Source organism: Streptococcus oralis (genome assembly GCF_003943385.1).
Lineage (GTDB): Bacteria > Bacillota > Bacilli > Lactobacillales > Streptococcaceae > Streptococcus > Streptococcus oralis_CA.
Map to the genome: position 1 here is coordinate 125,542 of NZ_RJPI01000002.1, position 13,470 is coordinate 139,011.

The 13,470-nt window shown below is 39.2% G+C and carries 14 protein-coding genes and 1 pseudogene; 5 read left to right on the forward strand and 10 right to left on the reverse strand.

All coding sequences use genetic code 11. The features are described 5' to 3' along the window. Positions 1–247: 247 nt before the first annotated feature. Together D8803_RS02415 and D8803_RS02420 are read left to right on the forward strand one after the other, a co-directional pair. Positions 248–829, forward strand: coding sequence for a xanthine phosphoribosyltransferase (locus D8803_RS02415; protein WP_131200127.1), 582 nt, complete (start codon positions 248–250; stop codon positions 827–829). Further along, positions 829–2,091: a nucleobase:cation symporter-2 family protein gene (locus D8803_RS02420; RefSeq protein WP_131200128.1), complete on the forward strand. Its 1,263-nt coding sequence runs from the start codon at positions 829–831 to the stop codon at positions 2,089–2,091. Before D8803_RS02415 ends, D8803_RS02420 begins: the two co-directional genes overlap by 1 nt. 322 nt (positions 2,092–2,413) lie before the next feature. Here D8803_RS02420 and D8803_RS02425 read toward each other — a convergent pair whose 3' ends face one another. Both D8803_RS02425 and typA read right to left on the reverse strand, forming a co-directional pair. Beyond that, positions 2,414–2,668, reverse strand: a complete 255-nt coding sequence (locus D8803_RS02425) for a DUF3165 family protein (RefSeq protein ID WP_000262658.1) — start codon at positions 2,666–2,668, stop codon at positions 2,414–2,416. Positions 2,669–2,687: 19 nt separating this feature from the next. Further along, positions 2,688–4,529, reverse strand: coding sequence for a translational GTPase TypA (gene typA / locus D8803_RS02430; protein ID WP_131200129.1), 1,842 nt, complete (start codon positions 4,527–4,529; stop codon positions 2,688–2,690). A gap of 158 nt (positions 4,530–4,687) precedes the next feature. Between typA and D8803_RS02435 the strand changes: the two genes are divergently transcribed. Next, positions 4,688–5,413 (forward strand): 16S rRNA pseudouridine(516) synthase, encoded by a 726-nt coding sequence (locus tag D8803_RS02435; RefSeq protein WP_131200130.1) that lies wholly within the window; start codon positions 4,688–4,690, stop codon positions 5,411–5,413. A gap of 40 nt (positions 5,414–5,453) precedes the next feature. Here the strand turns inward: D8803_RS02435 and D8803_RS02440 are convergent, their stop codons facing one another. The 3 genes from D8803_RS02440 to D8803_RS02450 all read right to left on the reverse strand — a co-directional run bounded on the left by D8803_RS02440 (position 5,454) and on the right by D8803_RS02450 (position 6,363). After that, on the reverse strand, positions 5,454–5,681 hold the full coding sequence (locus D8803_RS02440; RefSeq protein WP_131200131.1) for a DUF4190 domain-containing protein: 228 nt from the start codon (positions 5,679–5,681) through the stop codon (positions 5,454–5,456). A gap of 71 nt (positions 5,682–5,752) precedes the next feature. Continuing rightward, positions 5,753–6,133 carry a rhodanese-like domain-containing protein gene (locus D8803_RS02445; protein ID WP_061588331.1) on the reverse strand — a complete coding sequence of 127 codons (381 nt, stop codon included), beginning with the start codon at positions 6,131–6,133 and terminating at the stop codon, positions 5,753–5,755. Then, on the reverse strand, positions 6,130–6,363 hold the full coding sequence (locus D8803_RS02450; RefSeq protein WP_173258623.1) for a YqgQ family protein: 234 nt from the start codon (positions 6,361–6,363) through the stop codon (positions 6,130–6,132). Before D8803_RS02450 ends, D8803_RS02445 begins: the two co-directional genes overlap by 4 nt. A gap of 102 nt (positions 6,364–6,465) precedes the next feature. Here D8803_RS02450 and D8803_RS02455 point away from each other — a divergent pair, with 102 nt between their 5' ends. Next, positions 6,466–7,374, forward strand: a complete 909-nt coding sequence (locus D8803_RS02455) for a LysR family transcriptional regulator (protein ID WP_131200132.1) — start codon at positions 6,466–6,468, stop codon at positions 7,372–7,374. Positions 7,375–7,425: 51 nt separating this feature from the next. After that, a pseudogene (locus tag D8803_RS02460) lies at positions 7,426–9,231 on the forward strand (N-acetylmuramoyl-L-alanine amidase). 31 nt (positions 9,232–9,262) lie between these two features. Here D8803_RS02460 and D8803_RS02465 read toward each other — a convergent pair. The 5 genes from D8803_RS02465 to D8803_RS02485 all read right to left on the reverse strand — a co-directional run bounded on the left by D8803_RS02465 (position 9,263) and on the right by D8803_RS02485 (position 13,430). Next, complete coding sequence (locus tag D8803_RS02465) at positions 9,263–9,580, reverse strand: hypothetical protein (protein WP_131200133.1); 318 nt, start codon at positions 9,578–9,580, stop codon at positions 9,263–9,265. Between the two features lie 225 nt (positions 9,581–9,805). Continuing rightward, positions 9,806–10,675 (reverse strand): DUF6287 domain-containing protein, encoded by an 870-nt coding sequence (locus D8803_RS02470; protein ID WP_049518940.1) that lies wholly within the window; start codon positions 10,673–10,675, stop codon positions 9,806–9,808. A 403-nt stretch (positions 10,676–11,078) separates the two neighbouring features. After that, complete coding sequence (locus D8803_RS02475; RefSeq protein WP_131200134.1) at positions 11,079–12,212, reverse strand: site-specific integrase; 1,134 nt, start codon at positions 12,210–12,212, stop codon at positions 11,079–11,081. Positions 12,213–12,249: 37 nt separating this feature from the next. Continuing rightward, the gene (locus tag D8803_RS02480; RefSeq protein WP_131200135.1) at positions 12,250–12,585 is read right to left on the reverse strand and encodes a DUF771 domain-containing protein; all 336 of its coding nucleotides are present in this window, start codon (positions 12,583–12,585) and stop codon (positions 12,250–12,252) included. A 527-nt stretch (positions 12,586–13,112) separates the two neighbouring features. Continuing rightward, positions 13,113–13,430 (reverse strand): hypothetical protein, encoded by a 318-nt coding sequence (locus D8803_RS02485; protein WP_131200136.1) that lies wholly within the window; start codon positions 13,428–13,430, stop codon positions 13,113–13,115. Positions 13,431–13,470: the final 40 nt, after the last annotated feature.

The window sequence follows — 13,470 nt, forward strand, 5'->3', positions numbered from 1 at the left end:
AGTGCGGACGGGAGCAACTTCCTTCGGAATTTCATCCCTAATTTTTGAGCCAAAAGTCTCAAAAATCCCGTCATAGACAATAACAAGATTATTGTCTATGATACCACTACGGCGGGAAATATTTGATAAAACTCGCTTCGCTCGTACTAGTTTTATCATTTTATCAAATATATAGCACTAGCAAACTGGATCACTATAGAAACATTTAAACAACAAGTAATTTGACTTTTAGACTTTAGGAGGTCTTATGAAATTATTAGAAGAGCGCATCCTTCAGGATGGGCATATCTTGGGTGACAACATTCTCAAGGTAGATTCCTTTTTAACCCACCAAGTTGACTTCAGCTTGATGCGGGAAATCGGTAAGGTATTTGCGGATAAATTCGCTTCTGCTGGCATTACCAAGGTCGTGACCATTGAAGCTTCAGGCATTGCCCCAGCTGTTTTTACAGCTGAAGCCTTAGATGTCCCTATGATTTTCGCCAAAAAAGCTAAAAACATCACCATGAACGAAGGCATCTTAACTGCCGAAGTCTACTCCTTTACCAAGCAGGTGACCAGCACCGTTTCTATTGCTGGAAAATTCCTCTCACCAGAGGACAAGGTCGTGATTATCGATGATTTCCTAGCAAATGGACAAGCTGCCAAAGGCTTGATCCAAATCATCGAACAAGCCGGTGCAAGAGTCGAAGCCATCGGTATCGTGATTGAAAAATCCTTCCAAGATGGTCGTGATTTGCTCGAGAAAGCTGGCTATCCAGTTCTATCACTCGCTCGTTTGGATCGTTTTGAAAATGGTCAGGTCGTATTTAAGGAGGCAGATCTCTAATGCAAAAACAAGAAAAACACTCGCAAGCCGCGGTTCTAGGGCTTCAGCACCTTCTCGCAATGTACTCAGGCTCTATCCTAGTTCCTATCATGATTGCGACAGCTCTTGGCTATTCAGCTGAGCAGTTGACATATCTGATTTCCACAGATATCTTCATGTGTGGGGTGGCAACCTTCCTCCAACTCCAACTCAACAAACACTTTGGTGTTGGACTACCAGTCGTTCTCGGAGTTGCCTTCCAATCAGTCGCTCCTTTGATTATGATTGGACAAAGCCACGGTAGCGGTGCTATGTTTGGTGCCCTTATCGTTTCAGGGATTTATGTGGTTCTGATTTCAGGCATTTTCTCAAAAGTGGCCAATCTCTTCCCATCTATCGTAACAGGATCTGTTATTACGACTATCGGATTAACCCTGATTCCTGTCGCTATTGGAAATATGGGAAATAACGTCCCAGAGCCAACTGGTCAAAGTCTCTTGCTTGCAGCCATCACTGTTCTGATCATCCTCTTGATCAACATCTTTACCAAAGGATTTATCAAGTCTATTTCCATTTTGATTGGTCTGGTTGTCGGAACCGCCATTGCTGCTACCATGGGCTTGGTTGATTTCTCCCCTGTTGCGGCAGCACCGCTTGTCCATGTCCCAACTCCTCTCTACTTTGGGGTGCCAACCTTTGAAATCTCATCTATTGTCATGATGTGTATCATTGCAACGGTTTCTATGGTTGAATCCACTGGTGTTTACCTGGCCTTGTCTGATATTACCAATGACCCAATCGACAGCACACGCCTTCGCAACGGTTACCGTGCAGAAGGTCTGGCCGTACTTCTCGGAGGAATCTTTAACACCTTCCCTTACACAGGATTTTCACAAAACGTTGGCTTGGTCAAATTGTCAGGTATCAAGACCCGTCTTCCAATCTACTACGCTGCTGGTTTCCTAGTCCTCCTTGGACTCCTTCCTAAGTTTGGAGCCCTCGCCCAAATCATTCCGAGCCCTGTTCTTGGAGGTGCCATGCTGGTGATGTTTGGCTTTGTTTCCCTTCAAGGTATGCAAATCCTCGCCCGCGTTGACTTTGCTAACAATGAACATAACTTCCTTATCGCAGCTGTTTCAATCGCTGCTGGTGTTGGACTCAACAATAGTAATCTCTTTATCAGCATGCCGACAGCCTTCCAAATGTTCTTCTCAAATGGAATTGTCGTAGCCAGCCTACTTGCCATTGTACTCAATGCCGTATTAAATCGGAAAAAGAAATAAGAAAAAGAGGTGCGAGCCTCCAGATTGAAGAAAAGTTCATTTTGGACGATTTCTTCAATCTTTTTCTTTCGGTCCAAAATGAGACTACCCTTAAAAAAGTTGGAATAATAGCCCTTCTGAGAAAATATACGTTAAATCAGAAATTAAATTATTTCCAAAATAATTGGAAGAGTATTCACTTTCTAATAGGTCGCTCAAAAAGTTTTAAAAATCATAAAAACGCATAATATCAGGCATTCAAAAACCTTAATATTATGCGTTTTATCAGGGAAAAATTTGCTAGATTTTCTCCTCAAATTGAGTCATTACCCAGCCTCTTCTATTATCTTCTTTTACCCTTTTTTACAGGCATGAGCGTAATATCTCTCAAGCTAAAGTAGGCTAGAGCCAGCATGGCGATTGTGACAAAGAATTCTGTTGGTAACTGGAAGATTTGCAAGATGGACAACATCAGCAAAATCAAGAGTGCAACAACTAAAAAGACCAAGATAACGATGTTGACTGTTCCTTTGATACTTTGGGGTGTCGCAAATACATAGAGTAGTAATAAGAGTATCCCTATGATTAAATAGACCATCTTTATCTCTTTCTAGCTGTTACTCAGCTGATTTTTTCTTTTTGTTGGCTTTCTCACGCTCTGCCTTGTTGAGGATTTGCTTACGCAAACGGATAGACTCAGGCGTTACTTCCATGTACTCATCGTCGTTCAAGAACTCAAGAGACTCTTCAAGGGTCAAGATACGAGGTGTCTTGATAACCGCTGTTTGGTCCTTAGTAGCTGAACGGACGTTGGTCATTTGTTTGGCCTTAGTGATGTTAACTGTCAAGTCGTTCTCACGAGAGTTTTCACCGATGATCATTCCTTCGTAAACCTCAGTACCTGGGTTGACAAAGATGGTACCACGCTCTTCGATAGACATGATTGAGTATGTTGTTGCCTTACCAGCATCGATGGAAACAAGGGCACCACGGTGACGTCCCCCAATTTCACCTGGAATCAATGGCAAGTATTGGTCAAAGGTATGGTTCATGATACCGTAACCACGAGTCATTGACAAGAACTCAGTTGAGTATCCGATCAAACCACGCGCAGGAACAAGGAAGACCAAACGAGTTTGACCATTACCAGTTGAAATCATATCCAACATTTCACCCTTACGTTCAGAAAGGCTTTGGATTACAGAACCTTGATATTCTTCTGGAGTATCGATTTGAACACGTTCAAATGGCTCACATTTAACACCATCAATCTCTTTTACGATAACTTCTGGACGAGATACTTGAAGTTCATAGCCCTCACGACGCATGGTTTCGATCAGGATTGACAAGTGCAATTCTCCACGACCTGAAACAGTCCATTTATCTGGTGAATCCGTTGGGTCAACACGAAGGGAAACGTCAGTTTGCAATTCTGCCTGCAAGCGTTCTTCCACCTTACGAGAAGTCACCCATTTACCTTCCTTACCAGCAAATGGTGAGTTATTGACCAAGAAAGTCATTTGAAGAGTTGGCTCATCGATGTGAAGGATTGGAAGTGGTTCAACTGCATCTGTCGGTGTAATCGTCTCACCAACAAAGATATCTTCCATACCAGAAACAGCAATCAAGTCACCCGCTTTGGCCTCTTGGATTTCACGACGTTCCAAACCAAAGAAACCAAAGAGTTTTGTAACGCGGAAGTTTTTCGTTGTTCCGTCTAGTTTAGAAAGGGTAACTTGGTCCCCAACTTTCACACTACCACGGAAGACACGTCCGATACCGATACGACCTACGAAATCATTGTAATCCAAAAGTGACACTTGGAACTGCAAAGGCTCCTCTGAGTTATCCACTGGGGCTGGGATATGGTCGATGATGGTGTCAAAGATTGGCGCCATTGTTTTTTCTTGGTCAGCTGGATCATCTGACAATGAAGATGTTCCGTTGATAGCTGAAGCATACACCACTGGGAAATCAAGCTGGTCGTCATCTGCACCAAGCTCGATGAAAAGTTCCAAGACTTCGTCCACTACTTCCGCTGGACGAGCTGACGGTTTGTCAATTTTGTTGACAACCACGATTGGGACAAGGTCTTGTTCCAAGGCTTTTTTCAATACGAAACGAGTTTGTGGCATGGTTCCTTCGTAGGCATCTACGACCAAAACAACACCGTCAACCATTTTCATGATACGCTCAACTTCTCCACCGAAGTCCGCGTGTCCTGGTGTGTCCATGATATTGATACGAGTTCCCTTGTAAGCAACGGCTGTATTTTTCGCAAGGATGGTAATTCCACGCTCTTTTTCGATATCGTTTGAGTCCATAGCGCGCTCTGCCAACTCTGTACGAGCATCCAATGTTGAAGATTGTTTCAACAATTCATCAACGAGGGTTGTTTTACCGTGGTCAACGTGGGCGATAATCGCAATGTTACGGATATCTTCTCTTAATTTTGTCATGATTTCCTCTAATATTAAAATTTTTATTTCTAACTGAACAATTATACCACAGTCTCATTCAAAAATCACAGTTCAGCTAAGTGTAAATGTTTTCACTCTGCTTTTCTAGTCAAGGCAACCCTTTTCAAAGTCAGAGACTTATGATAAGATAGGCTGGTATGCGTTTAGATAGATTATTTGCCCAAGAAAAGATCAGCCGCAAGGCTATGAAACAGGCTCTATTAAAAAAAGAAATCCTAGTCGACGATTGTCCAGCTCGCTCCCTCGCTCAAAATGTCGATACAGGATTACAGAAATTAGTCTTTCAAGGGCGGCAAATCCAAGGCTACGAGCACAACTACCTCATGCTTCATAAAGCAAATGGAGTCGTTACAGCTAGCAAGGATAAGAAACTTCCAACCATCATGGACCTCCTTCCACCTGACATCCAGTCTGACCAGCTCTATGCTGTAGGCAGATTAGACCGCGATACGACGGGACTGCTACTTTTGACAGACAATGGACCTTTAGGATTCCAACTCCTTCATCCCCAGTACCATGTCAATAAATCCTATCAAGTGGTGGTCAACGGACTGCTCACGTCAGACCATATCCAAAAATTCAAAGATGGGATTGTCTTTTTAGATGGGACCACCTGTAAACCAGCAAAGCTAGAAATTCTATCCTCTAGTCCTTCCTCTAGTCAAGCCACCATCACCATCTCTGAGGGCAAGTTTCATCAAGTTAAAAAAATGTTCCTCTCAGTCGGTGTTAAGGTGACTGCCCTAAAACGAGTCCAATTCGGTGATTTTACATTAGACCCAGAACTAACAGAAGGGCAATACCGTCTCTTGAATCCAGAGGAATTAGAAATCATAAAAAACTACTTAGAAAAAAGTGGATAAAAGAAAAAAGCTTTAAATTTAAAGCTTTTTTCAATCTTCTTTAATTCATGTGTAAGAAAATTCCAATAATCCAGTTAAGAGCAGAAAGAACAATACCTACAATAGCTATAATTCTTTCTGTTTTATAATCAAGTCCAGATTCTTTTTGACGTGAGTTAGCCTCTATTATAGCAAGAGTTCCTAAACAAATACCTAGTAATGGAAGCAAAAGACTAGCTACGATTGATAGGATACCTATATTACGTGAGGTTTTATTCTTTTCTTGCATTTTCTAAAAATTCCTTAAAATGTTTATTAATTTAGTATATGAGACCGACTTTATAAACTTTTTCCTTGATCTTAACTCGTCTTCACTTTCCCTTTCCAAGAATCCAACCCATAAGAAAGGATATAAATCTCAGAGAAACCTTGCTTTTTCAGATAGAGGGCTGCATTGGTCACTCGTTGGCCACGTTGGTTTTCGTAGAGAAGGACAGGTTTATCCTTGCGAAGGGCTGCAAGGCTTGACTTCAACTGATTTGAAGGGATATTGCGAGCTCCGAGGATATGTTTTCTGTGAAATTCTGCTGGTTCACGGACATCAATCAATTGCCCTTTTCGAATCAAGGCTTCAAATTCTGCATTGTCCACAATCTTAGCCGCACGACGAATACGAAGGTAGTTATAGCCCATCCAGGCCGCCATCGCCAATACGATTCCCCAAACAATCCAAATTGTCATAAGTTCTTATCTCCATTTTTCTCTAAGTAGTCTAATTCTATCTTGTGCTCTCTACGAAGAACAGCTTCCGCCTCTAGATAGTCTAGCTTATCCATCAGACCTGCATCATAGATCCGAGAGAGTTCGAGCTTCATCAGTTCAATATCATACAAGCGCTTCCCCATGTAAACAATAATGCCAAACTGTTTGAGAAATTGCTGCACATCATAGAATGTTTTCATAGCTTTCATTTTAGCAGATTATAGACTTTTTTTCAATACTGGACCGGCTCTTTCCCCCGATTTTCTTCGTCTTCATTGCCCATTCTTCCGCAAGTATGGTACAATAAAAGCATGAGAATTCAACAATTACACTATATTATCAAAATCGTCGAAACAGGCTCTATGAATGAGGCAGCCAAGCAACTCTTTATCACCCAACCCAGTCTCTCCAATGCCGTTCGAGATTTGGAAAATGAAATGGGGATTGAAATTTTTATTCGTAATCCCAAGGGCATTACCTTGACCCGTGATGGGATGGAGTTTCTCTCCTATGCCCGTCAAGTTGTCGAGCAAACCCAGCTTCTGGAGGAACGCTATAAAAATCCTGTCGCCCATCGTGAACTCTTTAGCGTTTCGTCTCAACACTATGCCTTTGTAGTCAATGCCTTTGTATCGCTACTTAAGAAAAGTGATATGGAAAAATACGAGCTTTTCCTTCGTGAAACGCGGACTTGGGAGATTATCGATGACGTCAAGAACTTCCGTAGCGAGGTCGGTGTCCTCTTTTTAAATAGCTACAACCGCGATGTTTTAACGAAAATGCTAGATGACAATCACCTGCTAGCGCACCACCTCTTTACAGCACAACCGCATATCTTTGTCAGCAAGACCAACCCTCTGGCAAAGAAAGATAAGGTTAAACTAGAAGATTTGGAGAACTTCCCTTACCTCAGCTATGACCAGGGCACGCACAACTCCTTCTACTTCTCTGAAGAGATTCTCTCACAGGAATACCACAAGAAATCCATCGTAGTCAGTGACCGTGCCACCCTCTTTAATCTCTTGATTGGTTTGGATGGTTACACCATTGCAACAGGGATTTTGAACAGTAACCTCAATGGAGACAATATCGTTTCCATCCCGCTGGACATTGACGACCCGATTGAACTAGTCTATATCCAGCATGAAAAAACCAGCCTGTCTAAGATGGGCGAACGCTTTATCGAATACTTACTAGAGGAAGTTCAGTTTGATAGTTGATAAACCATCAGACATATTTTATAATATTTCTTAGAAAATAATGATTGGAGAATATCGTTAAAAAAGTTTATATTGGCAAGTGCTGTTGTCCTTTCAATAGCAGGATTGGCACAAGCACCTATCTACGCAGAGGAAAGCAATGCTAATCCTCCTGCTACCACCGAACAAAGCAACTCTAAGGAAGATAAGAAAGATCTTTCAATTAAAAATGAAGAGGAGGTTGCAACACTTCCAAAAGACAAGGCAAAAGAAGAAGCCCCTAAAAAAGAAGGATGGCAGGAAGAAAACAAACAGTGGCGTTTCTATGAAGACAATCAGCCCGTCCTCAAATGGAAAAAAATTCAAGATAAGTGGTACTATTTTGACCAAGAGGGAAATCGACTCAGTGATACTATCTTTGATGGCTATGTTCTCAATAAAGACGGGGTCCTGGTAGAAAATAGTTGGGTGACTCTTGAAGGGAAATGGTACTACGCCAGTGAGTCTGGAAAAATCATCCAGCAAAAATGGAAAAAAATCGGAGGAGTTTGGTACTACTTTGACAAAGATGGTATCATGCTCAGTCAGACAATCGTTGATGGCTACCTTCTCACTAAAAGTGGAGCTATGGCGGATAGTGGCTGGGTGAAGGTTGACCAAAATTGGTATTATGTCACACCATCTGGCAGAATCTCGCAAGACAAATGGGAAAAAGTAAACGGTTCTTGGTATTATTTTGACAAAAACGGCGTGATGCTCAGTAAAACGACCGTTGGTGCTTACCTACTCGGAAGTAGCGGGGCTATGGCGGAAAACTCTTGGGTGAAGATTGATCAAAATTGGTATTACGCTAATGAATATGGGAAATATAGCCAAGACAAATGGGAGAAAATCAAGGGAACTTGGTATGCTTTTGAACAAAATGGAGTCATGCTTTCCAATAAATGGAAAGGAAGCTACTACCTCAAATCTAGTGGAGCCATGGCTGAAAAAGAGTGGATCTTTGATAAGGCCTACAACAGTTAGTTCTATCTAAAAGCGAATGGAACCTACGCGGCTCGTGAATGGATTGGAGCCTACTATCTCAAGTCTGGTGGCTATATGGCCAAGAATGAGTGGATTTACGACGACTATTACAAGGCTCGTTACTATTTGGACGATAGTGGCCATTATGTATCAGGAACCTACAAGATAGACGGCAAGGAACACTTGTTCCAAAAATACGGTCAATGGATTTCTGAAGTTTCAACAGAAGGTGGATTTGTAAAAGGTCAATACAGTAAAACTATCTTCCTAGATCCTGGGCATGGTGGTCGAGATTCAGGTGCCTTTTACTACAATGTAGCCGAGAAAGATCTCAACATGCAAGTCTATCGCAAACTGCGTAAGAAATTAGAAGAATTAGGTTATACTGTCCTCACATCACGTGACAGTGATATCGATGTTGATTTTAAGACTGAGCGTTCAAGAATGGTAAATAAAACCAACTCTGATATTTTTATCAGTATTCACTTCAATGCTACTGGAAACATTCACTCGAAAGCGAGCGGTATTCAAACCTACTCCTATAGCGATGAACCTGATTATCCAAGCAAGATTAATCAATACTGGCACAATCACCCTGATCGTATGAGTGAAAGCAAACGCCTCGCTGCTGCTATCCACTCCTCTCTCCTAGCCGAAACTGGTGCCAAGGATGCTGGCTTATTGGAAAGTAGCTTTGCCGTTCTACGCGAAACAGCCAAACCAGCTGTCCTCCTAGAACTCGGTTATATGGATAATTTCACTGAGAATCAACGTATTCGTGATGATCGATACCAAGATAGACTAGTCGCAGGCATCGTAAAAGGTATCCAAAAATATTACGCTGGTAAATAAAAACAAAGTCTTGAGTTTTCTCGAGACTTTTCTACTTGTCTTCTTTTTTATCTTTATCAGGAAAGAGGTAGCCAAGTCCTACACAAGCTAGCACTCCTGCACCAATCACCAAACCACTTGAAATTGGCAAAAGGTCCAAAATAGCATTTGCAATGATAAAGGCGATGATCAAGCACATCAGACTAGCCTTGTAATCTTTTTTCAAAAAGTTTTCTAGCGTGAAATAGAGGAACAATCCTACCGGAATGAGTGACCAGAGGTTGACATCCAAACTTGGCCAGCCAACAGATCCGAAATACAATACTAGCGCTGCTGCTACTAAAAATACAAGTCCCAATAATTTTTTCATTTTTTGTCTCCATTTTCTTTTTTTGGTTCTTGAGTTGTCCGATACTGACCCCTCACGCCCCTTACATGAACCATTATAGCAGAGGAATTTTTCAAGAACAAGCCCTTTTGCCTATCTGGTCAATATCTCTGTCTATGTGGTTGAATATTTGTAACAAAAGAAAAAGAAGCACTAATGGGCTTCTTGATTCTGCCGATTGTAACAGTATTTTTGAACGAATACCATCTAGTTTTTCTTTTCCTTTGGCTCTAGAGAAGATTTGATTGATTCACGGTCTGCTTGTAGTTGAGCTAAGTTCTTTTCTGCTTCCTCAAGTTTACTGGTATCTGGTTTCACACGATAATAAACATTTTCTGGTTTCATTAACATAGACCCATAATCTTGTCCTGAAAGTAGTCTTTCCTCAGTATGATTGCTTTTATCCGTAATCTTTCCGTCATCAGCAGGTTGCATAACGACTCCACTTGGCACAGCTACTATTACAAATCCTCCAGCAACAGAATCTTTTACCCATGCACTGATAGACGCTGTCTCAGGGTTACGATTATCTTGTCCTTTTGATACCTTTAATCCAACTACAGATTCGTACTTTTGATCATTTGTAAACCAAGTCGCACGTACTTCTCCAGAATCATTAATAATGTATTCATTACCAGATTGACTACGCCAAGTACCTTCTAAACTAGACAAGTCATTGTTCTTAATTGCTTCAATATCTAATTTTGGAACAGCAGTTTCTTTCTTGAACTTGCTAACAAATGCTTCTGCTTCCGTAATTTTGGTATCTAAAGCAGTCAGTTGATCCTTGAGTTTCTGAATTTCCTCTTGTTTATCCTTATCAGTCTCATCTGTCTTTCCTTGGCTTGTAGACGATTGACTTGTTGACTCTGTAGTTGAAACAGCAGACGATGCTTGATTTGACTCTTTCTTTACAATCAGAAAATATGAGAAAATACTTACCAAGATAAGAGTGACTAAAACAGCGAGTGCTATGCCAATATAGATTTTTATTTTTTTATTTGGAGTCAACTTTGATTCTGACCGCTTACGTCCGTTAATCTCTTCAAATTGTCTTTCCCGTTCTTTCTTATTCATAATTTTCTCCTTTTTGATTTATATTCAGCCAAGTTTGCGAGACTTCATTCGTTACTATCCATGAACTTTTATGACTTTTTAAAAAAATCAAAGCAAAAATTTCTAGAATAATTAACAGCCTATAGTCCTCTAAAACGGAACGAAAACAAGTGCTTATTAAAATATATTATACCACAAAATATAAATTTTAGTTTTAATTTATAAGTAGGAGTTTCTGACGTTAAATAGAACCTATCTCAAACGTTCCACCTTTCCTATATTTACAAAAAAAGAAGCCCGTTTGGACTTCTTGATTCTGCCGATTGCAGAGATAGAAACAATACTGATAAACGTTGATTTATCAACACTTACAAGAATATCTGGTCAATTTTTGGTCAATTTTTTCTCAATCTTTTTTTCTTCTTTATTCAACCATCAAATCTCTAATTGTATCATATTCTTTATCAATCACCTCTTGCAATACATGACCATAAGTCTTGATAAGTTGCTGAATATCTTTATGACCCATCAACTTTGCAACTACCCATATATCAACTCCTTGCGCTAATAAATATGATCCGTATGTATGCCTTCCTGAAGTCGCAGACATTTCTTGACTACCAATTCCAAGTTCTGATAAACAAACTCTTAAATATTTATTAAGTCCAGCATTCGTAGGTATTCTATATCTTCTATCATAGAAAACCAAATCTTCTTTCTTTAATTTATCACGATCATACAGAACATTGGACTGTTCTTCTTTAAAATCTCTTAAAACTTGCAATAATTTATCATCAACAGGAATCTCTCTAATAGAAGTCTTTGTTTTTGGGGGAGTAAATTCTTGTCGATCTCCTGAAAATCTCCGATATGTTCTTATCGTTTTATTTTCAAAATCAATATCTGACCAACACACAGCCATTCCTTCGCCAACCCTAAAGCCCGTCTTAAATAAAAAATACAGTAAATAAGACATCACAGATTCACGATAATTAAATTTTGAACGTAAATGAGATAACAACCCTTTATAGTCTGAAATACTATGAAGATACTTATCCTCAATATCACCACCAGCCTGACCAAATATCTTTGCACCATCAGTAAAATCATTCATAACTAAGCCACTACGTTTACTGAATTTTACAACCGTTCTTATATCTGCATTTAATCGACTGACATGATCTTTAGTAACCTTTTCTCCGTACTCATTCAATCGAGTTTGATACTCCTTATGAGTAATTTGAACTGCTGGAATATCCGAAAAGATTTTTTCTATCATCTTTCCTCTAAAATGATAGCCGTCCTTCGTTGATTTTGCTTTTTCTGACGGTAAAATAACTAACTCATACCAATCTTTCCATAACTCATATAAACTAGCTTTACTATCAAATTTTACTAAATAGTTAGATTGAAACAACTTACGCTCTTTCTCTTGCGCTTCATTCATTGCTTCACGCTTCGTCTTAAAACCTGAATTTGTCGCAACAACTTTTCCTTTTTTATCGAAAATTCGATAATCCCAAAGTTTATTTTTTCCACGTTGTCTGTAACTTGCCACTATAACTCCTTTCTGAATGGCAATCATCACCATTCTATTATATCATTAAGAGTATTTTTTGATAGTTTTTATCAAAATATTCTCTTGTCTTTCTAGCTAAAAATCTATATGGTGAACCCTTACTTTTTGGATATAACACAAATCCTTCTTCATTCTGCTCAATATCCACCTCTTTTTTAATTGCAGGATTCAACAAAATATCATTTACTAATTTAGTCTTACTAATTGACAACAATTCCTCTACCTTGTCAATCGTCCACCATTGACCTACTTCTTCTTTCTGAATTAAGTCTAAATACTCAGAACGACTAATCAACACCATATCAGCAGGAATCGGAACTTCAATATTAAACACTTGCTTTTGTAATTCCATTTCTTTTAAACTCCTAACATTATATTTTCCGAACAAAATCTTGATACCTGGTTGAACTTTTTGACCTCAAATCCGAATCTTTGCTCATATCCTGGTTTCTTTATGTTCTTTTTTTATCTATAAAACAACAAAAAACAAGCCATTTCTGACTTATTCTTGACCTTTTCTTCCTAGTATCCGCTATTTTGGTATCCGTTCATTAAGTTTTACAAATAAATGATGATATTCAAATAAAACATTTACTATCTTATCACACTTTCTTGATAAACGTTTTATCTCCATACTATCATTCTCCGATGAACTTTCTAATGCTTTATTATTTGTTCCAAAAAGACAATCATTCTCTCTAACTAAATCATCAAAACTCCTTGATACCTTTTTTAATTCTAACTCAAGTGAATTAATCCTAAAATATATAAATACTAATAAAAAAATATACCACAAGTCAAAACAAACGTAAAATAAGCTAAATCTAAATAAATATTTTCCATTTTTTCTCCTTTCTATCTTATCACTTTTCAATTACTTTATAACTGTTCTAACAATTTCTCTATATCAGGAAAATAAGTATAGGCTGCTGCTCTCATAAAATCAAAATAGTAGCCTTCCTCAGCTAACACAGATACACTAGCATAATGTTTTTTTGGTAATTTTTGGTTGGCATGACAACCCTCATAATGATAAGCAACACGAACATACTGATTATACCTTTTAACCTCAACGAACATAGTTTCAATCCCATAACCAGTATCACGACTAGCTGTAAACTCTAAATAATTTTGACCCTCATGCAATCTTTGAGCCAATTTTACAGCATACATTTTCAATAAATTTACTTGATCCATTTTCTTCTCCTTAAAACGACAAAAAAGGCAGGGTTGCCCC

What these genes read in the sequence shown, in the direction of transcription:
- D8803_RS02470 (WP_049518940.1), bottom strand. Translation starts at nt 10,675, where the DNA reads ATGAATAAGAAAGAACGGGAAAGACAATTTGAAGAGATTAACGGACGT.
- D8803_RS02435 (WP_131200130.1), top strand. Translation starts at nt 4,688, where the DNA reads ATGCGTTTAGATAGATTATTTGCCCAAGAAAAGATCAGCCGCAAGGCT.
- D8803_RS02480 (WP_131200135.1), bottom strand. Translation starts at nt 12,585, where the DNA reads ATGGAATTACAAAAGCAAGTGTTTAATATTGAAGTTCCGATTCCTGCT.
- D8803_RS02440 (WP_131200131.1), bottom strand. Translation starts at nt 5,681, where the DNA reads ATGCAAGAAAAGAATAAAACCTCACGTAATATAGGTATCCTATCAATC.
- D8803_RS02465 (WP_131200133.1), bottom strand. Translation starts at nt 9,580, where the DNA reads ATGAAAAAATTATTGGGACTTGTATTTTTAGTAGCAGCAGCGCTAGTA.
- D8803_RS02445 (WP_061588331.1), bottom strand. Translation starts at nt 6,133, where the DNA reads ATGACAATTTGGATTGTTTGGGGAATCGTATTGGCGATGGCGGCCTGG.
- D8803_RS02420 (WP_131200128.1), top strand. Translation starts at nt 829, where the DNA reads ATGCAAAAACAAGAAAAACACTCGCAAGCCGCGGTTCTAGGGCTTCAG.
- D8803_RS02455 (WP_131200132.1), top strand. Translation starts at nt 6,466, where the DNA reads ATGAGAATTCAACAATTACACTATATTATCAAAATCGTCGAAACAGGC.
- typA (WP_131200129.1), bottom strand. Translation starts at nt 4,529, where the DNA reads ATGACAAAATTAAGAGAAGATATCCGTAACATTGCGATTATCGCCCAC.
- D8803_RS02450 (WP_173258623.1), bottom strand. Translation starts at nt 6,363, where the DNA reads ATGAAAGCTATGAAAACATTCTATGATGTGCAGCAATTTCTCAAACAG.
- D8803_RS02425 (WP_000262658.1), bottom strand. Translation starts at nt 2,668, where the DNA reads ATGGTCTATTTAATCATAGGGATACTCTTATTACTACTCTATGTATTT.
- D8803_RS02415 (WP_131200127.1), top strand. Translation starts at nt 248, where the DNA reads ATGAAATTATTAGAAGAGCGCATCCTTCAGGATGGGCATATCTTGGGT.
- D8803_RS02485 (WP_131200136.1), bottom strand. Translation starts at nt 13,430, where the DNA reads ATGGATCAAGTAAATTTATTGAAAATGTATGCTGTAAAATTGGCTCAA.